This window comes from Varibaculum timonense (genome assembly GCF_027694345.1).
GTDB lineage: Bacteria > Actinomycetota > Actinomycetes > Actinomycetales > Actinomycetaceae > Varibaculum > Varibaculum timonense_A.
In genome coordinates, this window is sequence record NZ_JAQEVU010000003.1 from 237,459 (window position 1) to 260,362 (window position 22,904).

Here is a 22,904-nt window from a genome sequence, read left to right on the forward strand (position 1 = left end):
GTTTTATTCTTTAACTCCACCTGATGAGCAGAAAAATATCTGCCACCCCAGTTGCGAGTATGCTGCAAGTATGAGTTCTTCGATAACCACCTCTCTACTGACCGATATGTATGAACTGACCATGGTGGATGCAACTTTGCAATCTGGCACCTGGAATCGGCAGGTAACTTTTGAGCTTTTTGGTCGCCGCCTGCCACCTGCACGTCGATTTGGGGTGATGGCCGGTAACGCCCGCATCATCGAGGCTTTGGAACGTTTTGAGTTTTCCAAAGACGAAATCGACTATCTGTCACGAGAGAAAATTGTTTCCGATGATTGCCTTGACTATCTAAAGGACTATCGGTTCAAAGGGCGAATTCGTGGATACGCCGAGGGAGAATGCTATTTTGAATCTTCTCCCCTGCTTCAAGTAGAGGGCACTTTTGCCGAATGCGTCCTATTAGAGACGCTGCTGTTATCGATTTTAAATCACGATTGTGCGGTAGCATCGGCTGCTTCGCGAATGACTATCGCAGCTCACGGACGTCCCTGCGTAGATATGGGAGCGCGGCGCACCCATGAACGCAGCGCAGTTTCGGCTGCCAGAGCCGCCTATATTGGAGGATTCAAAGGGACATCTTGCCTGGAAGCAGGGAAACGTTACGGGATTCCCACCATTGGCACGGCCGCACACTCCTTTACTTTGATACACGATAGCGAAGAGGACGCTTTTAGGGCGCAACTAGCTAATCTAGGACCGGGAACCACTCTTTTAGTGGACACTTACGATGTGCAGCGCGCCGTAAAACGAGGAGTAAAACTGGCGCGCGAAGCCGGTGGAGAACTAGGATGTGTCCGTTTGGATTCTGGGGATTTGGTGGCGGAGGCTTTCAAAGTTCGTGCTCTCTTGGATTCTTTAGACGCAAAAAGCACCAAGATTACGGTCACTAACGACCTGGATGAATATGCGATTGCCGCTTTAGGGGCTGCACCGGTCGATTCTTATGGGGTGGGAACCAAGATGGTGACCGGTTCGGGAATTCCGACAGCTGCTTTAGTTTATAAACTGGTACAGCGGGTCAATGAGGACGGATCGGTTCATGACGTAGCTAAACGTTCGTCCTCTAAATCTACTTTAGGAGGACGTAAGTTTGCTGGTCGCGCCCGCGGAGAGGATGGTTATGCGACCGGGGAGCTGGTGGTGATAGCCGATAGCGCCGAGCAGGCTCAGGCAGAGTTTGAGCGGCGTAACGCCCGAGCTTTATTAGTGGATTTGGTTACCGATGGGCAGGCTAATGCTAGTTTCGTAGGTAAAGAGGCTTTGCAGGAAGCTCAAGAACGCCATATTCACTCACGTAACGAACTGCCCTATCAGGGGTGGAGGTTATCTGCCGGGGAAGCAGCGATTCCTACCGAAATTATTGATTTAACAAAGCGCGAGGACGAGGTGGAGCTGCCCACAGTTTCCTCTGATTTACGCAGTTAAAGGGCTTTAGCGGGAATCACCGGGATTTCTAAACGGCCAGTCCGCTCCCCCGTTGGAATCCATTTCTTTCTTGATTTCTACGCAACGCGGACAAATGGGGTGATTACTCACCTCGCGGGTGGGAACCCATACTTTCCCACAGAGGGCAACTACCGGCTGCCCGGTTATCCGCGAGGCAGCCAGGCGATGTGCAGAAACGTAATGGGCGTAACGGTCTTTATCACCGGGTTCTTGGCGTCGGGTCTCCGGACGTTCTAGGACTCCGATTCCGCTTTGACTGTGTTGTTCATCTGGGTCTGATAGTCCATCACGTATATTCATGGTTTATATTTTAGACGAACAATTACAGTGAGGTACTCCACTAAAATCTTTTTGTCCATCAAATTGAGCATATTTTCCAGCTTCTTTAATAGAAAGTGAGCCAGAAAACCGCAGACTTGCTTAACCGAGCAACGGATCTGACTCTAAACTTCAAGGAAGAGGAACATGAGCGTTTCAAACCCGGTGGCAGAGCTGCCACCCGAAAAAGTTAAAAAAGCCCGACAAACTGCCACCATCATCGCCCTAATTGCCACCCTAGGGCCATTCTTTTACGGCTTCGAAGGAATGGTAATAAATGGAGCAATCAAAGCAGTTGCTGGAGATTTCAAACTAGGAACTATTGCCCAGGGTTTAGCTGGTTCAGCAGGCATTATCGGAGGTCTAATAGGTGCGGTATTCGCCGGAAGAATCTCCGACAGAATTGGACGCAAAAAAGCTCTACAACTAGTAGGCCCCTTCCTGCTATTTGAAGCTATTTTCGGTGCTTTCAGTCCTCTACTGGGAGTTCAGGGAGGATACTTTTTCTTAATCTTTTGTCGAGTGATTGGAGGAATCGGCTTCGGAGCAGCCACTACAGTAGCTCCCGGCTATGTGGCAGAGATTTCTCCCACCGAAATTCGAGGACGCTTAATCGGTTTCCGCCAATTAGCTATTATTCTGGGGCTATTCCTAGCCGCTTGGATTAATAGCGCCATTTTAGCTATTGCCGGCGAACAAGGATCCCTCGCGGTAATGGCGTTCGGGCTAAAAGCCTGGCAGTGGATGTTTTTATGTCTACTGATACCGGCAATTGCATTCGTTATATTGACGGCACTAATCCCAGAATCCCCTCGCTTCTTAGTATCAGTAGGTAAAGACGAACAAGCAGCTATTACCTTGGCTAAAGTATCTGCAGAAGCAGATCCGGAGGCAAAAATTGCCCAAATTCGGGCTTCTTTTGGACAAAGCGGAAATCGCAAGCTCACAATTAAAGAAATTATGTCCTCTAAATGGCGTCCTCTGGTTTTTGTCGCTATGGCAATTGCTGCTTTCCAACAGCTCACCGGAACAAATGGTATCTTCTTCTACTCCAATAAGCTCTTTGAAACTGTAGGGTTTAGCGAAGAAATGGCATTCCAACAAACCACTCTCCTAACTTTCTTCAAAATCGTGGGGGTGCTTACCGGCATCTTCCTGGTTGACAAAGTGGGACGCAAACGAATGCTGATGATTGGCGGCACCATGATATTCGTTGCCTTAGGGCTAGTGGCTCTCGTATTCACCATCGCCCCCACCGGCCCGGATGGGAGCGCCGATGTTGCTAGCCAACCTCTCCTAGGCTGGATAGCAGTGGGAGCCCTATGCCTTTTCCTCTTGGGATTCACTTCCTCTTGGGGTCCTATATTCTCAATATTGATGGGAGAAATGTTCCCCAACGAGATACGCGGAGGCGCAATGTCTCTAGCCAGCGGTGCAGATTTCTTGGTCAACTTCCTAGTGGTTTTCTTCTTCCCCTTCCTAGTTGCCTGGTCACCGGCTGGCGTGTACTGGATTTTCTTTGTCTTCGGTGTGCTAGCCGTTATTTTCACCGGAAAATTTGTCCAAGAAACATCTGGAAAACAACTTGAGGAGATGGGAATCTAAAATGAGTACTTCCGACAATAGCACAGCTAAAACGCGAGTTATCCCAGATAATGTACGTAATGTTCTGGTGCTAATGACCGATCAGCACCGAGTCGATACCATTGGGTGCCTAGGGAATCCCCATGCTAAAACTCCAAATATCGACCAATTAGGTGAAAACGGCTTTGCTTTCACAAACTGTTTCACCCCAACCGCGATTTGCACCCCCGCCAGAGCCTCCCTAATGACTGGAAAGCTTCCCCTAAAACACCAGGTACTTGCCAATCCGGAATGGAATATCGCCTACAACACAGACATTCCTTTAGATAGCTGGACTTATACACAAGAACTACGAAATCACGGCTACAACGTAGGTATAGTGGGCAAATACCACTGCGGATACAATCTGCCTGACAAATTCGGAGCCGATGACGACACTTATTGGGGAGCTGAAAACCCAGTTGCGAACGAAAAATATGTCGCCTGGCTCAAAGAGAATAATCTTCCCCCGGTGAAAGCCCATGATTTGTGGCGAGGAGAGCTACCAGGAGGCAGACCCGGACACATTATCGCCGCCCGCCTCGACCAACCTGAGGAAGCAACTTTTGAGCGTTTCTTGACCGACCGGGCAATAGAGAAACTACGCGAATACGCAAAAGACTGGAAACAAAGCGGTAAACCTTTCTGCTTGGACGTCCATTATTACGGCCCCCACTTACCCTATTTCTTACCAGATAAATGGTTCGACCTGATTGACCCAGACAACGTGGAGTTACCAGAAAACTTCGGGGACACCCTATTTGGTAAGCCGCCAATTCAACAAAATTATGCAACCTATTGGTCTACCTCAAGTTTCACCAACGAACAGTGGAAGAAACTAATCGCCGTATATTGGGGATATGTGGCCATGATTGATTACGAGATTGGCAGAATAATGCAGGTAGCCCGCGAACTCGGAGTACTAGATGATACTGCCTTGTTCTTTTGTGCTGATCACGGTGAATTTACCGGTTCGCACCGAATGAATGACAAAGGGCCAGCGATGTACGATGACATTTACAACGTTCCCTTTATCGCACATATTCCCGGGGTGTCCAAAGTAGGACGCAGCGAGAAGTTCATTTCGCTGATTGACTTACCGGCTACCGTCATGGAAATAGCAGGACTTCCAGAAAACCTAGTCGAGGACGGACGTTCAATTGTGGACTTAACCCGAGGAAATGAAGTTCCCAACTGGCGCGAAAACATCGTGTGTGAGTTCCATGGGCACCATTTCCCGCTACAACAAAGAATGCTGCGCACTAAAGATTTCAAACTGGTAATGAATCATGAATCTATCAACGAGTTGTACGATCTACGAGTAGATCCAGCAGAAATGAATAATGTCTATACCGTGCCAGTTTACGACGAAATCCGCAAAGAATTAGCCACTGAACTGTATAAACAACTACGAGAACGTGGCGACCATTCTTTCGCAAAATGGATGGCAGCAATGACCGATTTCGACATTCCCTTGGTCAACACCGCCCGGTCTGACCTTGACGAAGTACTCACTGACTAATAGTAGATAAATACACTAGAAAGGAGCCTGGATGAGAACGCGGCTAAGCGATCCGTTTGAATTAGAAAACCGAATCGTCAAGCACCTAAGCCAAGCACCCACTTCTCGCAGGGAGCTAGCTAGAGCGTTAAAAGTATCGCGACCAACCCTAAGCCGCGCTCTCACCAGGCTCTTTGACACTAATAGTATTGCCAGCGTTACCGGAGTAACAGAGGACGAAACACCTTTACGTCCTCGCGGCCGCCCAAGTGAGACCCTATATTTACGAGAAAAAACCGGCCACGCAATCGGGATCAACATTGCCCGCAATAACGCCACTGCGCTCATTATGGATCGCGCCGGAAATGTGCTCGATAAATCTAGTAAAGATTACTGCTCTTTTTCTGACTGGACCGAACCTCTAGCCAGTATCTGTCAGTTAATCAGCGATAACGCAAAACTAAAAGAACTCGACTTAACTTCTTTGTCTGGAGTGGGAGTAGGTATTCCCGAACCCATCTCACCTCACCTAACCAACAGCGTAGAACAAACAGTATCCAAATTTTGGCAATGCCTGACAGTAACTAAAAACGTAGTAGAAATGTCTGGGCTAGGGGAATCGCGATCAACACAACCTGACCAAGGAGACAGGCAACTATATATACGTATATCTGGCGGAGTCAGCTGCTGCTTTACGGTAGATAATGCTACTACCGGTTCGCCAGTAATCGTAGGTGAACTGGGACATCTTCCTGCCGCGGGGCAAGACTTACGCTGCTATTGTGGACGCACCGGATGCCTCGAACAGTTCACTAGCGTACCCGCCCTGTGCAGCTTAGCTAAAGTTAGCAACCTTACCGAGTTCGCTCAAAAAGCCCAGGCAGGCGACCTCGAAACCGTAGATATTCTTCAGCGCGCACTATCCTATCTTGCTCAAGGAATTGAATATGCAGCCCTCTTGTATAATCCGAAAACCATCGTTCTAGGGGGAGAACTCATAGACACCTTCCCGGCTCTGTCGAAGCAAATAGCAGCAGCAGTAGCTCCCCGCCTATTTCATAATCCCAAAATAGTAACCGCCAAGCTCGCTGATAGTGACGTTGCCTTAGGGGCAGTGGCAGCGGTTTATAACGAGTTGGCTGTAAGAAGACGAGAAGAGTCAATAGGTAAAATCTATGAGTAACCCTCAGACACTTTCAAACCGGCAACTACCATTTGCAGTAGTGACCAAACCGACCGGAGCTGCCTGTAACCTGGACTGTAAGTATTGTTTTTTCCTTTCTAAAGAGCTGCTGTACAACGCACGGCAGCAAACAATGAGCGAAGCGACTCTCGAACTGTATATTCAGCGTTTCCTGCAAGCCCAGCCTGATGGAAACGTAACTATGCTTTGGCAAGGCGGAGAACCTACGTTACGGGGTCTAGATTTTTATAAATTAGCTCTAGAACTTTGTGACAAATATCGACGCCCTGGGCAAGTAGTTAAACACGCCCTGCAAACCAATGGCACTCTGATAAATGCCGAATGGGCAAGGTTTTTGTTCGATAACGATTTCCTGGTGGGAATCTCCATTGACGGACCAGAACAATATCATGACACCTATCGAGTCAACCGAGCTGGTCGCCCCACCCAAAATATGGTGTTAAAAGGCTGGGAACACCTCCAGAACTACGGAGTCAAATGCAATATTTTATGCACTATACATCACGCTAACCAAGACCATGGCCAGGAAGTTTACCAGTATTTTCGTGATTCTTTAGGGGCAGATTTTATTCAATTCATCCCCATAGTTGAAAGAGTTAATGACAAAGATTTAGCCCAGGCAGAAGCCGGTTGGAGATCAAGAAAAGACAGTAATCTATCAAACGAAAAGGTAGGGATACTATATAGGCAGCAAGGTCAGGCGGTTACCTCTCGTAGTGTAGAGCCAGAAAGATACGGAGTGTTTCTGCTGGAGGTATTCAACGAATGGCTACGTCACGATGTGGGAAAAGTATTCGTCCAAGATTTTGACGCAGCTCTCGCCGCAATGTTCGGGCAAATAAGCAACTGCGTACATGCTCCAAGTTGTGGAAACAACTTCGCCCTGGAGTTTAACGCCGATGTTTATGCCTGTGACCATTGGGTAGAACCAGATTGGAAACTGGGAAACCTGCGCGATAAAGACTTTTTCAACCTAGCTAATACCGAACGCGCTAAAGAATTCGCTAAGAAAAAGAGCCAGCTAAGTCAAAAATGCCTACACTGTCCATACCTGCGACTTTGTTATGGGGGCTGTCCTAAAGATCGCTTTATCACCTCAGACAGTAAACGCCTATCACCGCCAGAAGCAGTCAAATCGGCCACGACTAGACGAAATCCGTACCAACTGGAGGACTCCACACCTTTGGATCCGCCTCAAAACTATTTATGTCCTGGTTATCACTATTTCTATCGCAATATTTTCCCTACCTTGCAGCAGATGGCTGCGCTAGTAGCTAGCGGTAGACCAGCAGCAGATATTATGAAAGAAGCATTGATTAAAGGAAGAAGACAATGAGCCTACTTTTGCCGGCAGTAATTGGAATCTGCGTAGGCGTAATCGTCGGTCTACTTGGGGCAGGAGGGGGAATCCTCTCGGTTCCCATACTGGTCTATCTATTGGGACAGTCTCCCCATAATGCCGCCGCTGGTTCGCTACTAATCGTGGGCGCGACCTCCCTAATAGCCCTGATAGGCAGACGTAAAGAAGTGCATTGGAAACAAGGGGCAGTATTTGGGGTGCTTTCAATTACCGGCTCTTTTTTAGGGTCGTTCCTAAACTCTCTGGTCTCAGCGAAGCTATTAATGTATCTGTTTTCTGCCCTGCTGCTAATAGTTGCCGGATTAATGTTTCACAAGGCAGCTAAAGAAAAAAATGAGGCCGGTGGGAATGTGACCGGTGGGAAACCACAAATGAGGTCCCCCAATACGGATGGGAATCAGCAAGTTTGTAATAAAACTTCCCAGGGAAATGAAAACTCCCCCAGCTCCAAGTCTCGCCTACATCACTGGATAACTATTATTATTTCAGCCGCTCTTATCGGGGTATTAACCGGATTCTTTGGGGTAGGCGGAGGATTTGCGGTAGTACCCGCCCTCACTTTGATAATGCATTTCGACATGAAAGAGGCATCGGCTACTTCCCTATTGGTGATGGTGATTGCTGCAATGGCAGGATTAGCTGCCAGAATGGGCACCGCTATCCAGATTGATTACCTGAGCGTACTGCCGTTCGCCCTCGCCTCAATGATTGGAGGTCCGATTGGCGCTAGCTTAACCCGCAAAGCCAAATCCACTACTTTGACATTCCTGTTTGCCATATTGCTGCTGCTAGTAGCTGTTTATATGCTGAGCGCCACGTTATTAGGGGCGTAAAATTTGCCAGGATTTCAATTGGTTATTTGCATTTTGTCGTGACATATTTCTCTTGACTAAAAATCGGTTTATAGAAATAATGGTCAGAGCATTCACACTGGGTGTTTACCAAGTGAAGTTGGGTGTTTATTAATTTAATAGGGGTCGATCGGTTTCGACAACGGATACTGATTGTAGGGAAGCGTGCCGAGAATGTGAGGTCATCTCGTTAACGTTCTTCACGAAAAAATAAGTGCTAAACATAACCGCACTGACTTCGCTCTGGCTGCCTAAGCGCCGAGCCTTTAAAAGTCCGTCAGCTCCGGGGGTGCTTCTACCTCGGTTCCTGGCGTTGTTTAAGAAGCCACTGGTTGTCACCTTGGTTACTGAGGCGACAGCGACTTTTTAGTAACTGAGCCTGTCAGCCACTTGTTTGCAGGTAAGGCTGGGACTGAGAAATACGCTATGCAAACTGCGCACGGAGAATACTACTGCTGGATTCGTTGGACCGGGGTTCGATTCCCCGCGGCTCCACCACTAGGACGCTCATTTTGATACAAAGTGGGCGTCCTATTTTTCTGCCCTCGGGTGGGTGAAATGTCTTGTCAGGGCGTTATTGACGGTTTACTCGATGGTTCGTGGTGCTTGGGTTTGGGGTAGTATAGGGCCCGCAAAGTCTGGTTTTGGGGTGCTGGTGTGACTGCTCGGCATAGCCGCTAAATTGTTTGGCTTCCGCTAAAAAGTATGGCTTGGCGCTAGAAGATGTCCCCGATAAATTGACCGGTTGGCTTCGGTTCAGATACTAAATAAGCAAAATCCTGGTTAATGCCCAAAAGGGGGTGCGGATTATTTTTCGGGCGTGTCGTGGGTTAGTGGGAGCGTCCTGCCGAGCCTTTGCGGTTGTGTAGTGATCCGTCTCGGTCGCTGGTGTTATACTAGTAACGATTACGTAGGTTGTACGCATATTTCCATAGACGCACTGACTCGGTGTAGTGCTGGTTGTTGCTCGAAATATTGAGGAGCTTGCATCGGGTTTGTACGCCTATAACGGAGAGCATCTGAGACTGTTGGAAAAACTTCCTGTTGACTCTCCCCGTCGTGAAGAATGGTTTTTGCAAGTCAGGTTAAACCGCTTCACACTTTTATCTTTCCCATCCACAACAAGTTTGACAGCGATTCAATGATTAGTTCGCCACGATATTGTACGCAGACTTAGGCGATGCATAGCCTATATTGGTTTATTCCTCTTATCTCTCCTTTATTAGTTTCAGCGAAAATAGAAAGGGTACACTCTCAGACCATCGCGGATGGTGATAATAATAGTCATCTCCAACAATCATCTCGGGAACTGACCGATAGTGCGAGAATGGGTACTCTAACAGTTCAATTACCCGAAACCCAGCTATACTCGCTGCGGATAGAATTTCACTAAGCGCGTGTGGCCATTTGGTCTGAGCGTTCTGAATAATCAAATCAGAATCACCAGAGTACGACTTTTCATTCCTAGTGATATAGGGACCGGCTGTCTGCCAATATGGCGCAGACACAGGCGGATACTCGCTAGCCTCTCCGCTATCGAAAGTAGCAGCATACGGGTGCTCATCAATCAGCACTAGCTCTCCTCCGGGCATTAGATAGGTAGCTGCGCTTTTAAACCATATTTCAACATCGGGAACCCAAACCAACACGCCGTAAGACGCATAGTAGATATCGAAGGTACCGGCTATAGTGGGGTCGGCAGGTTCACTGCTATCTGCAACCAAGAACTTGCAACCTTGAACGCCTGCTAGATCAGCTATTCGTCGAGCGTGCTGTACTGCGGTTGGAGAGTAGTCAATCCCTGTTACAAGAAAACCAAACCGAGCCAAAGAGATTGTGTCGAGACCTATGTGGCAATGTGAGTGCAATAATCGTCGCCCCTCGGGATTAGCTAACATTTCAAGCTCTATCTCCCGTAGCGTGTTGCCTCCCTTAATCACCTCTTCTACCGGATAATAATCACCACGACTGTGGATTTCGGCTAACTCAGACCAATACTTCAAATTCTGCGTCATCATTCCTCCGAAACTAGATAACTATGCCATGCACAATCGTGTCTCCTCAGGTACGCTCAACCAAAAAACAAATAGTTATTAATGCCGTAAGCATAAGCACAAGCACTATCACGCTGGAAACAGAGCCTAGGAAGGCTCCAACAGCTGCAATCAGTAAGCCTGAAATTACCCGCGAAATCGCAGATACCAAGCTGAAAGCTGTGACTTCTACGTCACCCCGAACAGCCTGAGTGACTTGATATGTCGCACGGCTACGCATCGCGGTTGACACGATGACAAGCAGGCAAATCGCAAGCACAGCCAAGAAGAGTCGGGGAACACCGTCAGTAACAAACACCATCATACTCAGCAATGGCATTACAGCGATAGCAGTCGGGATGACCCAGCGTCGAACCGCCATCTCTTCCAGAGCACCCCCCATCGACATCGATACCATGACGATAAGCGAGATCAACACCAGAAGAACGTTATTCTCGGATGGAATCCCGAACATCACGACAATCGGCTGCCAAAACTGAAGTAAAACATCGAACACAAGAGTCGGAGTAGTAAAAGCTATCCACAAACCAATTGGCACAAATCGAACGCTAAGGAAGATACGCCTCAACTCGCACTCTTCCCCTGAAGAAAAATAAGTAGGAACCGCCAGAGAATCCCGGCGACTTCTCCCAATATCACCCCAAAGCAGCAAAAACAACAATGCCTGTATTACGGCAGCTAGAATCCACGCAGCCTGACGAGAAACTACAGTTGCAAAGAGTGCGCCAAAGACAGACGCTACTGCAATCCAGAGCGACTGATTTTTACCGAAGTTCGCCAACGGATTTTTGGCTTTGTGAGTATCGCGTAGCAATATCTCGAATGAGCCGCTGAATAGTGACAGCGAGACAGCGTTAAGTAATTCAGCAACAATCAACGTAGCCAGATTATCAACTAACACCATAACACCAAGCCAGGAGGCAGAAGCAAATACGGATATAAGGAGCGACAGACGCGGTCCAAAACGATCAGCTAAGACCCCACAGGGAACCTCAAGAACAAGTAAAGCTAGGAGCTGAACTAAACGCGCACTACTGACGTCTGATAGACTCAGACCTTTGTTCAAAAGGTAGATAAAAGAGAAGCTGCTAGGTATTAGTCTGGCAGCAGAGAATACCAGACCAGTACGGTAGGGCGTCAAATGCAAGGGAATCATAAGGCGTTTTTTCCATCCGCCTTGGGTAACGCCCAACCAGCCATAAACCGGGACTCAGTTGGCACATGCTGTCGCGCAAAAAAACTATTATTCTTTGGAATGTCGCCGACATTATCCCAAAATGTAACTTGACCTACTATCATGCCGGGATAAATCCGAATTGGTTGCGCAGCAACCAATTCTAGAGTCCAGTGATGCGCAGATCCGGTGTGTCCAAGATTAGCTGATACCTGTAAAAAAAGACCAAGACGACCGAGGCTACTACGTCCAATCAAGGACATAGCGTACACATAGCTACTGATTAGCTCTAAAGTAGATCCAAGATACATGGTATGCGGCTGCAGCACATGACCCTTCGCGCCTATTCTTAGGGTTTCAAAAGTGACCGTTCCATCACAGTGCACGGTGGGTATTTTTAAAGAGGATCCCAAACGATAGTTGTAGCTATTCGGGTTTATCTGATTGCTGGCGAAAGGATCCAACACTATCCGACCTGCGGCCCGCTCCGCTGAAATATGACTTCCAGTCAGAATCATGTCTACTTCCCTAAATAGGCACGCGAGGCGACAGGTCCTTCGCTCCCGTTATACTTACCATCGTAGAGTTCGATGTCCCCTTTCGGAACCCAAAAAGATACCTGAGCTATAAGCCAATCTGGTCGTAGCATCACGGGAAGCGTCGAGTACAATTGAAAGGTTATCTTTCCGTAGCTGCCAATATCTATTAGATCAGCAGTCACATGTACGAACAAGCCTAGGCGCGCGGTTCCCGATTTGGCATGGATAATTGGAACATAGTGATCACTACCCACGTATTCACGGCTTTCTGCGAGCAAAAAATCATTTTTCCGCATTCTATAACCGTCTGGCTCAATCTGAAAGGTACTGTAACTGTTTTCAACGCGTGGATCGAGAACATCTTCTGTGTATTTCAATAGCGTTGACCCGAGCGATAAATCGTAAGAATTGGTGGACAATCGCGCTGGATTGAATCCCGAAATCTTGATACGCCTCCGACTAACCTCCCGCGCTATTTCATTGCCGGTAAGAATCATTATTGCTCCTATTTGGTATAGAACTATTTTGTACAGAAGAATCAAACTTGGATTGGTAACCTTGCGTACAAATCATCACAGCGACCCATAAATGACTTCTCATCCGGTGCAGCGATAGTGACCAGCACACACCAATTAGAGGGATTGTCATGCCTATAGTCCTGACCAGGTGCAACTTTGACCACAGCATCGACTACTCCCTCACTAGCCAGGTATTCTGCCTTGGTGGGCACAGCACGTATCTGCCCATTTTTAGTCGGTGAAACGGCCAACCAACCGGCCAATCGATATCCTTCCGCACACCCTGTGAGGTCCGGTTCAAGCCCCAATTCTACTTTAAGCCACGCATCGATAATGTCGACTCCGAATGCTGCATTAATCGCCTCTGGGACAGCCCCCCAGCAAAACGGGTAGCCACTTCAGATATATAAGGCTGACCGTTGGCGTCAACAAAAAATTCTGCGTGCGTAACTCCGGATGTTAACCCTTTTGCCACACCAAACTTGGTCATTAATTCGCCAAAGCTTCTATAAAGTTCAGCGTGCGTTTCAGGTGAGAGAATAATCGATCCATTACGTGACGGCTTATCTAGCGCAACAAGGCGAGGTACCATATAGCGACCTACACTGGTAAAAACAATCTCACCACCCTGCCAGATCATGTCTACGTGGTATTCATCCCCTTCCAACTTCTGTTCGATCGCCCACTGATGCGACGCAAGCGCTGGATGTAATTGTTCTGTCGAGACAAAGGCATCTAAATCGTCCGCTGTTTGCAGAATCGCCGTGTTAAAAGATCCTGTTCCAGCCGCTGGTTTCGCAACAATTGGGAACATTTCTTTCGGCACCGAATCTCCCGGTTGGTAATTTGAAATAATAGGTGCGCACGGGATTCCGGCATCAGAGAATGCTTTTTTCATCCATCGCTTATCTCGTACTGTAATAGCCAAGTCTGGCTCGCGTGGGTCGAGACCCAGCGCACTCCGCAGATATGCAGCGCTAAACATGCCGTACTCAGCTCCGGAAAGTACCGAAGAAATGGCTCTTGGATACTTCAACTCCAGGTCAACAAAAACACCAGACATTTCTTCAATCGAATCCAGCCGGTCGACCTCGTAAACAGCACGCAACCGAGTCCGTACTTCATCAGATAATGGCTCGTTCAAAACATCGTATGCATCACGAACCAAAATCACCTCAGCCCCCAGCTTTAGCACACGAGACAAAAGAAATTCCGGGAACTTCAAGCAGACAATCATTTTTCTTCTCATCAAAAAACTCTTCCATTCTTATAACGCGGAGACACCGCGAAGTCAGCAGCGACTGTATCGGTGAGAACCAGCGATAGGAATCTTTCGAGTCCCATACCAGCCATGCTCACCAGCGGCATACCAGCATCTACGACATCAAAAAAATCACGATACCGACTAGGGTGAGACCCTTTGGCGCGAATCCGTTCACGTAATAGCTTCGGATCAGTTTCCACCTGACTACCCGCTACCAAATAGAGCCGCCCGCGATACCACAGCTGACAATCATGGGAAAAACCATCAGTGGCTTTAGTGTAAAATGGTCGTTTCTCAACAGGGAAACCTGTAACCCAAACGAATGAGTCATAGTGCTTGTCTAGATATTGTCTGCAAGCTGAGTTGAGCTGAGAGCCATTACCACCACTACCGCCTGCTAGCGCAGTCAAATCGGTCCAACGAATGGTCTCAAAATCTACCTTTTCGATAGCAGTTATATAATTAGCATGTCGATTCAAGATTGCTACACTTGCTAAAATGAGCCGCTCGAAATCGCTCATGATACTGTCGATACCAACTCCAACTCGCGAGATATCTACAATAGTGAACTCTGCCAACTTGCGACGGCTACTAGGCGTCTCCCGCCTAAACAGCTTACCAATCTCATAAAAGCTGTTAAACCCATTGCAAGCGAGCATCTGGTGATAGATCATATTACTGATGGAAAGAAATTCTTTGCGATCGTAAAATTGCATCTCAAAAGGTACCGTATCTCCGAGTGCCCACTCCGAGACGATTGTCGGAGATTGAACCGGCATATAGTCCCAATCTCGAAACAAAGCATGCATTTCTCGAACCACTAGAGAGCGCAAACCAAGTAGCTCGGTCGAACGTGCTGGTCTGCCACCAGCCCAACAAGTAGACTGCGCAACGATTTCGAGAGTCTCTACCTCAATTTCGTAGTTTCCCTTAAATATCTTCCAGTGTCCGGTCACCCGCACTAAAGCGCCAATCCTCGGATGCTGGCTATCAGCTTTCGAAATTGATTTGCTGCTCCGGACCGCCCAAATATAGAGACCATCAATTTGCAATAGGATTCGAATGAAAGTCGCAGAGAACCGGTCATAACGAATCACCACGCCTGTTAAATCAACCTGTCGCGAAGGTAGTCCCTGATTAGTTAGCGCGTCGTATCTCATAGTTCTCCACATAGAGCCGATCCATACCAGCACCAAAGCTAACAAAGGCCTTAACCGCATCACCTGGCGTTTCAATAAGAGGCATACCACCCTCGTTGAAGCTGGTATTCATCAACACGGGTATGCCCGTTCGACGCTCATAGGCGGCAATCAGTGCGTGAAAATCAGCATTGTCCTCGAGGGAGACGGTTTGCACTCGCGCAGTGCCGTCAACATGCACAGCAGATGGAATCTCGTGTTTACGGTCAGCTCTAGCAAACACTGTTTTCATCATATAAGGGCTGTCCGAACCGCCCATCTCAAAGTAATCATCGGCGCGCTCAGCTAAAACAGCCGGAGCGAAGGGTCGGAACCACTCACGTTTCTTTACAAATCCATTCACTTTTTCCTTTATCCAGGGATTGGAAGCTGCACATAGGATGCTACGATTACCCAGGGCGCGCGGCCCGAATTCACTACGACCTCGGAACCAACCGATTACCTGTCCCTGAGCCAGTGCGTCGGCCGCAGCACTAATCGGATTATCAAGCTTCACAACCATATAGTCATCGCTGTGGAGCGAAGAGAGCGCCGCTTGCACCTCATCAGCAGTGTATTGTCGACCGATGTATGGGGTGAAACCACTAAGTAACTCATTACCCGTGGATCTCAGGGCGAATTGAAGGGCACCTACGGACAGCCCGGCATCACCAGGGGAATCGGGGATTCTCACATCGCTAGTCAGCTCACGTGCCAGCAAACCGTTCAGTACTGAGTTTAGCGCGACACCCCCACAGACAATGACATGCGCGGGAGCATACTCTTTGACCAGCGGGCGCACCCGTCGCAACACCGAGGATTCCAAACTGAGCTGACCCCAAGCCGCTAAATCTGCGCCTTCCGCAGTAATATCCCCGAAATCCCAAGCTTTCAAATAGGGATGCGTAGAGCCGTGATCCCGGAGCCATATTGACAGATCAACAAGTCCATCCTCACTGTATACATCGTCTGTGACAGCTGTAGTTTCCCTTCCTCCTTTCGATTCGAAGGCCAAAGGGATTAAACCAATCCGCTCTCTCGCACCAAACGGAGCTAAGCCCATCATTTTGCCAGCATCATGATAACTGCCGAAACCAACGTATCGGGTAACCTTGCTGTAGAAACGACCATATCCAATCTCGCCAGGAGCGTCATGATCTCTCGAAACGAGTTTTAGACAATTATCCCGCCACAGGTAATAAGAGGTTTGCTCAACCCGCGCGTCATCAAGTCCACCCTTAGCCGATTCAATGACGCTGCCACTATGGTCGATGACGACCACTAAAGCGTCTTTAAGGGACAGCTGACCAATCGCTGCCCAAGCATGTCCTTCATGGTGCGAGCTGCAATATACCAACCGCGCCTGTTTCCCAACCTCAGCTCGTACCTCGTTTGCCAAATAGCTAGGCAACTCCGCACCAACCTGTTGCCCGAAACCAACCAGACCAACCACATCTATAGCATCTGTTGTAATACCGAGTGCGTCCATTCCATTACGCAGACTACGTTGGAAACCGCCATCATACTTCAATCGACTAACCCGCTCCTCTGCGCAGGCATAGCGCACCACGTTGTCAATAGCGATTGCCACTCCACCGTCAGCGGTTGGCTTTCCAGTTTCTGGATGATTAGACATATTAATACCCACGACGACTGTCATTTTCTACTCTCCTTAGAGCTTGGATGGGCATCATCAGCGTCGCAAGATCCAAAAACCCCGCCAATCGTATTCCGATAATTATCCGATAATTAACCGCACTATTACTTATGAACGACTAAGTTACTATAGGCTAACCTAGCTAAACAAATTTGTATTGAGCTGACAGGAGCTACCTGACCAATGCTCGCTCTCCGGTTGAAGCTAAAAGTAGTTTGGGCTGTTTAGAAGTGTCCTGGGTTTTGTTCCTACTCGTTTTTGAGAGGATTGAGGCATGGTTAAGAGGTATTCTCAGGAGTTTAAGGATCGGGCGGTGCGTATGCTCGTGGATCGCTTAGCTGGTGATGGCTCGTGTTCGCAGTGGAGGGCGGTTAATGAGATTGCTCCGAAGCTGGGGATCGCAAACGAGTCATTGCGCCGTTGGTATGAGCAGCATCTTGTTAACACGGGTGAGTGGCAAGGGATGACCCGTGAAGAACATGAGGAAGTCAAACGGCTCAAACGCGAGAATGCGGAGCTGCGCCGGGCGAATGAGATTTTGAAAACTGCTTCGGCTTTTTTCGCAGCGGAGCTCGACCGACCGGCCCGATGATGATTGCTTATATTGACGAATATAGGGGTCGTTTCGGGGTCGAGCCGATTTGCCGGACACTTAGGGCTAGCTTGGAAGGAGGGTTTATTAACTCTCGCGGCTACCGGCTAGCCAAGAGCAGACCAGCAAGCGCCAGAAGCATTCGTGATCGGATTCTTGCTGAAGAACTACGCGAGATTCACGCACACAATTTTGGCGTCTATGGTATTCGCAAGATGTGGCACGCAGCCAGGCGCGCGGGCTGGGATATTGATCGTGACCAGGTCGCTAGGATCATGAGGATCGCTGGGATTGCTGGTGTTCGCCGGGGACGCACAGCAATAACAACCAGACCCGCTCAAGTACCAGATTCTCGCCCGGATTTGGTGAACCGGCAGTTCACGGCCAGTAAGCCCAACGAACTATGGGTTGCTGATATCACGTATGTTCGAACCCTATCGGGGTTCGTGTATACAGCGTTCCTAACCGATGTTTATAGCCGAAAGATTGTAGGCTGGGCAACCAGATCGACCATGCAAACAGAGGCTCTACCGCTGGAAGCGTTAGAGCAGGCAGTCATGAACGCTAAAGAGCACCTGTCTGGCTTGGTCCACCACTCAGATCACGGATCTCAGTACACGAGTATTACCTATAACGACAAACTCGCTCACTGGGGAATCAAACCCTCCACGGGGAGGGTGGGTGATTCCTACGATAACGCGCTAGCCGAAGCGGTCAACGGCCTGTATAAGGCTGAGTTGATCTACTCCCACCCCTGGGTATCACTGACAGAGGTTGAGTTCGCCACCATGAACTGGGTGCACTGGTGGAACAATGAGCGCCTACACGAAGCGCTCGGATACCGCACTCCAGCCGACATCATCGATATGTATAATCAAACTCGGGTCAGCGAGCTGACCCCCGTATAAAAAGCGGAACAAAACCCAGGACACTTCAATTTCGCGCTCAAACTAAATGAGGCACCACACCGCCTTCGCGCTCAAAATACATAAGGTACGCCGAGCTCTAGCGGTATAGGCGAGGTAAAGATACAATTGAGATGGCTGTGTGTTGGCAAAAGCAGCTTTTGGTTAGGTACAAAACTCATATTTCAAGTTGACGAGGAAGTGATTGAAATGGGAGATAACCCTAAAGGAAATCCAGAATTTGGAACCGGGGAAAATGCAGGCGGAGACCGCAACTGGACAGCACCTGTTTATGCCACCACTGAATCTGGGGAAGAAGTCACGGTCTCTTTTGGTCAAAACAGCCGTGAGGGACAAACTCTTATCGCAAAGGGTCATGTATCCGGCGAAAAATTTTACAGTGACAAAGGGCATGACCACTACGGGCCAAATGGAGAATCATACGCTGACCGCGGAGCATACTAGCTTTATGATTCCGCACAGCTGGAGTGTCCTTGGTTTTTGGGTCCAGGTGTCTTGAGTGTTGTCCGTTGATTCCCTGCCACTAGGTGGGGAGAATGGAGTAATGGTGAGAAAGTTTAGTAAGCACACGCCCGAACAAATTGTTCGCAAGCTTGACAAAGCACGGGAGTTGAGGGAATCAGGATCGACGACGGCTCAGATTCTCACCGAGCTCGGGATTAGCGAAGCCACGCTGAATCGGTGGTAGGCAACGTATGGGTCGATGACGAACAGCGAAGCGAAAGAACTCCAGCGTCTACGTGAGGAAAACACGCGTCTGAAGCGCCTGCTTGGTTAGACTGAGCTGGAGAAAGCGGCGTGGAAACAGCTATCGGAGGGAAACTTCTAAGCCCAGCTCGCCGCCATGATGCCATCTGGCATCTGGTCGGGCTGGGCTATTGTCAAAGATTTGCCTGCCGGATTGTCGGGCTCTCCCGTAGCGCCTATCGGCGTGCGAGAGCCTGTGAGGGCAAGCCGGATAAGTACGCAGACCTACGCGTGGATGCATGAGTTTGCGAAGAATCATCGTCGGTGGGGACACCGGCGTGCCTGGATGACGGCTTTTGCTGAAGGGTATGGGGTGTGCCGGGAGACGTTGCGCCGCCTGTGGCATGAAGAAGGACTGCGCGTGTTGCCACGTAAGAAGCGCAAGCGTCTGGCTGTGGCTACAGATCGTGATGTTCCTGCTGGCCAGTACCCGGGTGACGTGTGGGCTCTTGATTTCCAGTTCGATTCAACCTGGCACGGTAATGGTGTGGGCTGGGTTTTTCGAGCCACTCGACTTGAGTGTGTCTTCCTTTGCTAGGGTCTGCTGTGGGCTTGGCTGACATTATGGTGCTTCGAATGCTTTGCGCTGTCCTGCGTTCGCGTGGCCGAAGTCAAAGCTGTTAGTCATTTACCCCATCCTCGTTCAGCGCAACTGCGGCACAAATGTCGGCAACATCGCACTCAAGTGCGGCGCAGATGCGGGCTAGGACGTCGGTGGTGATGTTGCCGTCTTTGCCGAGTTTAGCGATGGTGGCTGGTGATAGGCCTGTGGCCTGGCGTAGGTCCTCGCGGGTCATGTCTCGATCGATGAGGAGTTTCCATAGTGGTTTGAAGGTGATGGTCACGGCTGGTTGTCTCCTGCTTCGTGCTGGTCGGTTTCGAGGTTCCAGGTGAAGCCGTAGAGGGCTTCGGTGCCTTCGTCAAGGTGGATGATTTGGTTTTCGGTAACGACTTGCTCGGCTCCGGTGCCGTAGGCTTTGGTGGCGTCGAAGGAGAAGAACACCTGCTTGGGTTCACCCGCACCACTTTCGAGCGCGCCGCTGCTGGCATAGATGGCGAGTAGCGCTCGTACGGGTGCGAAGGCGACGGGTTTGATGATTGCTGAGTCGTGGATGAGGAATGGTAGCGGTGTGCTGTGTAGGACGGAGAGATCGAACACGATGAGGTTCTTGGCCTTAGCACCGGAGCCAGTGTCACCGTTGTGGTCGAACGTGTAGGAGACGCCCTTGGTCGCGGCCTTGAACGTGAACAGCGGGCTCTTGCGGTGCTGCTGCGGATAGAGAGTATTGTTGACGGTTTTCATCTGTGCGTTGATCGTCTCAGTGAGATGCCCGAGGGTGTTGGGGATCGCCTCATCGATGTCGTGTTTGAGCTGTTTGCGTTCTTTCTTGAGCTCTTGGTTGTGGTCGAAGGTGCGGATCTGTTCTTCGAGGCGGTCTATCCTGGCTTGCAGGTGGGCGGACTGGTCGTAGATCTCGTCATCGAGCTGCACGGATTCGCCGAGCGCCAGAATCTGCGCTTGCAGATTGTTGATGGCGACCTGCAGCTCAGCTGCTTGTGCCTGGTAGTGGCGCTGCTGCTCGCGGAGCTGGTCTTCAAGGATGCCGGTGAGCTGGTGGTGGTAATACTCGATGGTTTCCAAGGATTCACGGTTCGCGTTAGGGAAGAACTCGTAGAACTCTTCCAGGTCACGGGTGGTGATGCGCGTCTGCCCAGAAAGGGTCGCCTCCACGATCGTGAGTCTGCTGTTGATCGCGTCGAGTTGCTGTGTGAGTGGTCGTAGCTCGGCGCGGCGCTGCGCCTGCTCGTGCCTGGCTTTACGCTCGGCTTCGAACAGGTCGAGGTCAGCGTGGGTGCGAAGCTGTTTCGCTTCGCTGCGGGCTTGGAGGAGTTCCTTCTGAGCGGCGGTGCGTTCCTTCTTTGTCGTGAACTTGATGTAGTTGGAGTACTTGCCTTTCGCCATCGCGCTGAGCGCGTCGACCTCTTTGCGCACCTTGTCGTAACGGGACTGGATCTTCTCGATCTCCTCGTAGGCACCAAACAGCCGCAGGAGTGCTTTCGCGCCTTCGATGTCGTTGGCACGGGCAGCTGCGGCCAGTGGCCTGTCGAGGAGCGCCATGTCGCGTTCATCGACGCGGCTGAATCGTCCAACGAGCTCACGCCACGTGCCGCCTGTTTCCTCGAGGCCGTACTCATCGAGCAGGAACTGCTGGTAGTCGCCCAGGCTGAGGTCTTCTACGGCCTCACGCCAGTTCGGGTCACTGTATCGGGTCACGAACCCGGGCCGGTCGGTGGCTCTAACGAAGTGGTGCTCCGTGCCGTTCAGTCTGAGGGTGAAGTGGATGGCGTGGTGGCCGACTGCTTGCGGGAGTCGTACGGCGTCAGAGTTAAGGAAGTCATTCCCGGCGTAGATGAAGTCGATGATTTGGAGCAGCGTGGACTTGCCGATGGAGTTTTGTGCCTCGTCTGCGCCTTCAACGATGTTCAACCCGGCATGCAGGTAGATGACAGGGCGGGGTTCGCCGTCCTTCTTGAACGCAGGTGACCATAATCTAGTGAGCACGACGAATCACTCCTTCACTGACATCGATGTCAAGGGTGCCGATTGTGAGTAGCAGTGTCAGAGCGTTGATGAGGTCTTCGGTATGTAGGTCCTGTGCGAGGGTTCGTTGGAGTTCCAGCACCGAGATCGGTTCATCGCCTAAGGCTTTGAGAATCGTGACGAAGTCAGCGAGCACGGATTCGTTGAAATGGTAGAGCTTGTTCGGCAGACGGATCACAGTATCTGCCTCCCAGGCTTGAACAGTTCACAGATCTGGGTCATGAATGACACCACAACACCGCAGGCGTATTCATCAACCTGCGTGTGCTGGTCGATCCACTCGGTCAGGCGTGCCCACACCTCATCTTGGCTCAGCCCTGCATCAACTAGAACACGCCACGCACCCCAAATATCATCCCGCATCCGCTCAAAATCGAGTTTCCCGGCTTCTTCCAGGGCTTTAGCTTTCTCCCGCACAACCGACTCGTAAATACTCATGTGGTCACGCACCCGCCGCACAAGTTTCACATCATCGAGTTTCGCTTGCATCGGCATCACGTCATAGGTCACGTCCGTGGCGAGATCCTCAATCGGAAGGTTATGGATCGCGATGAGCAACTGCGTGATTTTCTGATCCAAGCCGAGTGGAACAAGACCCTCATCAACCCGGTCACTCAACGACAGCGCCTTATTGGACTGGCGCAATTTGGTTACATCTTGTGGCGTGTGACTGAGCTCGTATTTCTCCCCACAAGGCTTACACACGACCGCGAAATCATCAGCGGAGTATTCGTTCTCTTCACAGTCGAGGAAGACGATCGCATACGAGTCGGTTTGCTGTCCGTGGGATGAGATTCCCAGCGGTCTGCCACAATTCGTACATCCGCGTGAGCGTGCGAGGAGAAGCTTTTCGTATCGCACCCGAGCTGCTTGCACAGCGATCTCGGCAAGTACTTTGGCCTTCCCATTATCGGTGCCCGCCTTTTCGTGAACGACCTCAACAAGGAGGCGTGCAACATCTTCGGGGAAATGATCGAGCCGTACCTGCTCGCCGTAGGCGGCAATGTTGTCAGTGATCAGCTGCTGAGTTTCAAGCTCAAGATCATCAAGTACGGTGACGAAATTCTTGACCCCCCAGCGGGCAGTAATCGCCTTGGCGAGCTTCTTCGTGAAAGCCTTGTCGGTCGAAGCCATTCGCTCCAGCGTCGCATCACTGGGCAACGTGGAAGGATCAGCACGCGTTGCCCACTCGGCTTCGGTCACGGTCGTAAACATCGAGATCAATTCCCGCAGATAAGGTGCACGAGCAAGACCTCCGGGCACGAGAGGGTGGAGCGCGTCAGCGAGTTCAAAGAACTTCATCGCCCTCC

General features: G+C 50.1%; 23 protein-coding genes and 1 other RNA gene. 11 read left to right on the forward strand and 13 right to left on the reverse strand.

Translation table 11 applies throughout. The features are described from left to right. Positions 1 to 70: 70 nt before the first annotated feature. Entirely contained in the window at positions 71 to 1,465 is a 1,395-nt protein-coding gene (locus tag PG728_RS03855; protein WP_072509532.1) for a nicotinate phosphoribosyltransferase, read from the forward strand. A gap of 6 nt (positions 1,466 to 1,471) precedes the next feature. Here PG728_RS03855 and PG728_RS03860 read toward each other — a convergent pair whose 3' ends face one another. Further along, positions 1,472 to 1,786, reverse strand: coding sequence for a DUF3039 domain-containing protein (locus PG728_RS03860; protein ID WP_072509531.1), 315 nt, complete (start codon positions 1,784 to 1,786; stop codon positions 1,472 to 1,474). Between the two features lie 165 nt (positions 1,787 to 1,951). Between PG728_RS03860 and PG728_RS03865 the strand changes: the two genes are divergently transcribed. The 6 genes from PG728_RS03865 (at position 1,952) to ssrA (ending at position 8,841) form a co-directional block, all read left to right on the forward strand. Beyond that, positions 1,952 to 3,409: a sugar porter family MFS transporter gene (locus PG728_RS03865; protein WP_270625945.1), complete on the forward strand. Its 1,458-nt coding sequence runs from the start codon at positions 1,952 to 1,954 to the stop codon at positions 3,407 to 3,409. 1 nt (position 3,410) lies between these two features. Next, positions 3,411 to 4,949: a sulfatase-like hydrolase/transferase gene (locus PG728_RS03870; RefSeq protein ID WP_072509529.1), complete on the forward strand. Its 1,539-nt coding sequence runs from the start codon at positions 3,411 to 3,413 to the stop codon at positions 4,947 to 4,949. 31 nt (positions 4,950 to 4,980) lie between these two features. Next, entirely contained in the window at positions 4,981 to 6,111 is a 1,131-nt protein-coding gene (locus PG728_RS03875) for an ROK family transcriptional regulator (RefSeq protein ID WP_270625946.1), read from the forward strand. Next, positions 6,104 to 7,468 (forward strand): anaerobic sulfatase maturase, encoded by a 1,365-nt coding sequence (locus tag PG728_RS03880; protein ID WP_072509527.1) that lies wholly within the window; start codon positions 6,104 to 6,106, stop codon positions 7,466 to 7,468. Before PG728_RS03875 ends, PG728_RS03880 begins: the two co-directional genes overlap by 8 nt. Continuing rightward, positions 7,465 to 8,325 carry a sulfite exporter TauE/SafE family protein gene (locus PG728_RS03885; RefSeq protein WP_270625947.1) on the forward strand — a complete coding sequence of 287 codons (861 nt, stop codon included), beginning with the start codon at positions 7,465 to 7,467 and terminating at the stop codon, positions 8,323 to 8,325. The genes PG728_RS03880 and PG728_RS03885 overlap by 4 nt, the downstream gene beginning before the upstream one ends. A 140-nt stretch (positions 8,326 to 8,465) precedes the next feature. Then, positions 8,466 to 8,841: a transfer-messenger RNA gene (ssrA, locus tag PG728_RS03890) on the forward strand. A gap of 710 nt (positions 8,842 to 9,551) precedes the next feature. Here the strand turns inward: ssrA and PG728_RS03895 are convergent. Genes PG728_RS03895 through PG728_RS03930 form a run of 8 tightly spaced genes read right to left on the reverse strand, consistent with a single transcriptional unit; the run spans position 9,552 to position 16,730 of the window. Continuing rightward, entirely contained in the window at positions 9,552 to 10,361 is an 810-nt protein-coding gene (locus PG728_RS03895; protein WP_270625948.1) for a class I SAM-dependent methyltransferase, read from the reverse strand. A 43-nt stretch (positions 10,362 to 10,404) separates the two neighbouring features. Continuing rightward, on the reverse strand, positions 10,405 to 11,553 hold the full coding sequence (locus PG728_RS03900) for an MFS transporter (RefSeq protein WP_270625949.1): 1,149 nt from the start codon (positions 11,551 to 11,553) through the stop codon (positions 10,405 to 10,407). After that, positions 11,550 to 12,089, reverse strand: a complete 540-nt coding sequence (locus PG728_RS03905; protein WP_270625950.1) for a dCTP deaminase — start codon at positions 12,087 to 12,089, stop codon at positions 11,550 to 11,552. The genes PG728_RS03900 and PG728_RS03905 overlap by 4 nt, the downstream gene beginning before the upstream one ends. Before the next feature lie 2 nt (positions 12,090 to 12,091). After that, positions 12,092 to 12,607: a dCTP deaminase gene (locus PG728_RS03910; protein WP_270625951.1), complete on the reverse strand. Its 516-nt coding sequence runs from the start codon at positions 12,605 to 12,607 to the stop codon at positions 12,092 to 12,094. 41 nt (positions 12,608 to 12,648) lie between these two features. After that, on the reverse strand, positions 12,649 to 12,891 hold the full coding sequence (locus tag PG728_RS03915; protein WP_270625952.1) for a hypothetical protein: 243 nt from the start codon (positions 12,889 to 12,891) through the stop codon (positions 12,649 to 12,651). Between the two features lie 47 nt (positions 12,892 to 12,938). Beyond that, on the reverse strand, positions 12,939 to 13,877 hold the full coding sequence (locus PG728_RS03920; RefSeq protein WP_270625953.1) for an ATP-grasp domain-containing protein: 939 nt from the start codon (positions 13,875 to 13,877) through the stop codon (positions 12,939 to 12,941). Continuing rightward, positions 13,877 to 15,052 (reverse strand): amino acid--tRNA ligase-related protein, encoded by a 1,176-nt coding sequence (locus tag PG728_RS03925; protein WP_270625954.1) that lies wholly within the window; start codon positions 15,050 to 15,052, stop codon positions 13,877 to 13,879. Before PG728_RS03925 ends, PG728_RS03920 begins: the two co-directional genes overlap by 1 nt. Next, positions 15,030 to 16,730 carry a carbamoyltransferase C-terminal domain-containing protein gene (locus PG728_RS03930; RefSeq protein WP_270625955.1) on the reverse strand — a complete coding sequence of 567 codons (1,701 nt, stop codon included), beginning with the start codon at positions 16,728 to 16,730 and terminating at the stop codon, positions 15,030 to 15,032. The genes PG728_RS03925 and PG728_RS03930 overlap by 23 nt, the downstream gene beginning before the upstream one ends. Before the next feature lie 271 nt (positions 16,731 to 17,001). Between PG728_RS03930 and PG728_RS03935 the strand changes: the two genes are divergently transcribed. From PG728_RS03935 to PG728_RS09355, 4 genes are all read left to right on the forward strand, one after another. Further along, a protein-coding gene (locus PG728_RS03935; RefSeq protein WP_270625956.1) for an IS3 family transposase occupies positions 17,002 to 18,227 on the forward strand; the annotation gives its coding sequence in 2 pieces (ribosomal slippage) (positions 17,002 to 17,281 and positions 17,281 to 18,227; 1,227 coding nt in all). Between the two features lie 207 nt (positions 18,228 to 18,434). Continuing rightward, positions 18,435 to 18,689 carry a hypothetical protein gene (locus PG728_RS03940; RefSeq protein ID WP_270625957.1) on the forward strand — a complete coding sequence of 85 codons (255 nt, stop codon included), beginning with the start codon at positions 18,435 to 18,437 and terminating at the stop codon, positions 18,687 to 18,689. A gap of 354 nt (positions 18,690 to 19,043) precedes the next feature. Further along, the gene (locus PG728_RS03945; protein ID WP_270625958.1) at positions 19,044 to 19,235 is read left to right on the forward strand and encodes a hypothetical protein; all 192 of its coding nucleotides are present in this window, start codon (positions 19,044 to 19,046) and stop codon (positions 19,233 to 19,235) included. After that, a complete protein-coding gene (locus PG728_RS09355; protein WP_363928439.1) occupies positions 19,228 to 19,530 on the forward strand; it encodes an IS3 family transposase in 303 nt (100 codons plus the stop codon). The genes PG728_RS03945 and PG728_RS09355 overlap by 8 nt, the downstream gene beginning before the upstream one ends. Positions 19,531 to 19,612: 82 nt before the next feature. Here PG728_RS09355 and PG728_RS03950 read toward each other — a convergent pair whose 3' ends face one another. From PG728_RS03950 to PG728_RS03965, 4 genes are read right to left on the reverse strand one after another with little or no spacing between them, the layout of a single operon-like run. Further along, positions 19,613 to 19,837, reverse strand: coding sequence for a helix-turn-helix domain-containing protein (locus PG728_RS03950; RefSeq protein ID WP_270625959.1), 225 nt, complete (start codon positions 19,835 to 19,837; stop codon positions 19,613 to 19,615). Beyond that, positions 19,834 to 21,555: a DUF2326 domain-containing protein gene (locus tag PG728_RS03955; protein WP_270625960.1), complete on the reverse strand. Its 1,722-nt coding sequence runs from the start codon at positions 21,553 to 21,555 to the stop codon at positions 19,834 to 19,836. The genes PG728_RS03950 and PG728_RS03955 overlap by 4 nt, the downstream gene beginning before the upstream one ends. Then, the gene (locus PG728_RS03960) at positions 21,545 to 21,772 is read right to left on the reverse strand and encodes an ABC-three component system middle component 7 (RefSeq protein WP_270625961.1); all 228 of its coding nucleotides are present in this window, start codon (positions 21,770 to 21,772) and stop codon (positions 21,545 to 21,547) included. Before PG728_RS03960 ends, PG728_RS03955 begins: the two co-directional genes overlap by 11 nt. Then, on the reverse strand, positions 21,769 to 22,896 hold the full coding sequence (locus PG728_RS03965; protein WP_270625962.1) for an ABC-three component system protein: 1,128 nt from the start codon (positions 22,894 to 22,896) through the stop codon (positions 21,769 to 21,771). Before PG728_RS03965 ends, PG728_RS03960 begins: the two co-directional genes overlap by 4 nt. Positions 22,897 to 22,904: the final 8 nt, after the last annotated feature.

Excerpts from the sequence above, each read along its gene's own strand:
- PG728_RS03930 (WP_270625955.1), bottom strand. The coding sequence starts at position 16,730 with ATGACAGTCGTCGTGGGTATTAATATGTCTAATCATCCAGAAACTGGA.
- PG728_RS03870 (WP_072509529.1), top strand. The coding sequence starts at position 3,411 with ATGAGTACTTCCGACAATAGCACAGCTAAAACGCGAGTTATCCCAGAT.
- PG728_RS03900 (WP_270625949.1), bottom strand. The coding sequence starts at position 11,553 with ATGATTCCCTTGCATTTGACGCCCTACCGTACTGGTCTGGTATTCTCT.
- PG728_RS03895 (WP_270625948.1), bottom strand. The coding sequence starts at position 10,361 with ATGATGACGCAGAATTTGAAGTATTGGTCTGAGTTAGCCGAAATCCAC.
- PG728_RS03865 (WP_270625945.1), top strand. The coding sequence starts at position 1,952 with ATGAGCGTTTCAAACCCGGTGGCAGAGCTGCCACCCGAAAAAGTTAAA.
- PG728_RS03905 (WP_270625950.1), bottom strand. The coding sequence starts at position 12,089 with ATGATTCTGACTGGAAGTCATATTTCAGCGGAGCGGGCCGCAGGTCGG.
- PG728_RS03855 (WP_072509532.1), top strand. The coding sequence starts at position 71 with ATGAGTTCTTCGATAACCACCTCTCTACTGACCGATATGTATGAACTG.
- PG728_RS03965 (WP_270625962.1), bottom strand. The coding sequence starts at position 22,896 with ATGAAGTTCTTTGAACTCGCTGACGCGCTCCACCCTCTCGTGCCCGGA.
- PG728_RS03910 (WP_270625951.1), bottom strand. The coding sequence starts at position 12,607 with ATGATTCTTACCGGCAATGAAATAGCGCGGGAGGTTAGTCGGAGGCGT.
- PG728_RS03940 (WP_270625957.1), top strand. The coding sequence starts at position 18,435 with ATGGGAGATAACCCTAAAGGAAATCCAGAATTTGGAACCGGGGAAAAT.
- PG728_RS03920 (WP_270625953.1), bottom strand. The coding sequence starts at position 13,877 with ATGAGAAGAAAAATGATTGTCTGCTTGAAGTTCCCGGAATTTCTTTTG.
- PG728_RS09355 (WP_363928439.1), top strand. The coding sequence starts at position 19,228 with ATGCATGAGTTTGCGAAGAATCATCGTCGGTGGGGACACCGGCGTGCC.
- PG728_RS03925 (WP_270625954.1), bottom strand. The coding sequence starts at position 15,052 with ATGAGATACGACGCGCTAACTAATCAGGGACTACCTTCGCGACAGGTT.
- PG728_RS03860 (WP_072509531.1), bottom strand. The coding sequence starts at position 1,786 with ATGAATATACGTGATGGACTATCAGACCCAGATGAACAACACAGTCAA.
- PG728_RS03875 (WP_270625946.1), top strand. The coding sequence starts at position 4,981 with ATGAGAACGCGGCTAAGCGATCCGTTTGAATTAGAAAACCGAATCGTC.
- PG728_RS03885 (WP_270625947.1), top strand. The coding sequence starts at position 7,465 with ATGAGCCTACTTTTGCCGGCAGTAATTGGAATCTGCGTAGGCGTAATC.
- PG728_RS03880 (WP_072509527.1), top strand. The coding sequence starts at position 6,104 with ATGAGTAACCCTCAGACACTTTCAAACCGGCAACTACCATTTGCAGTA.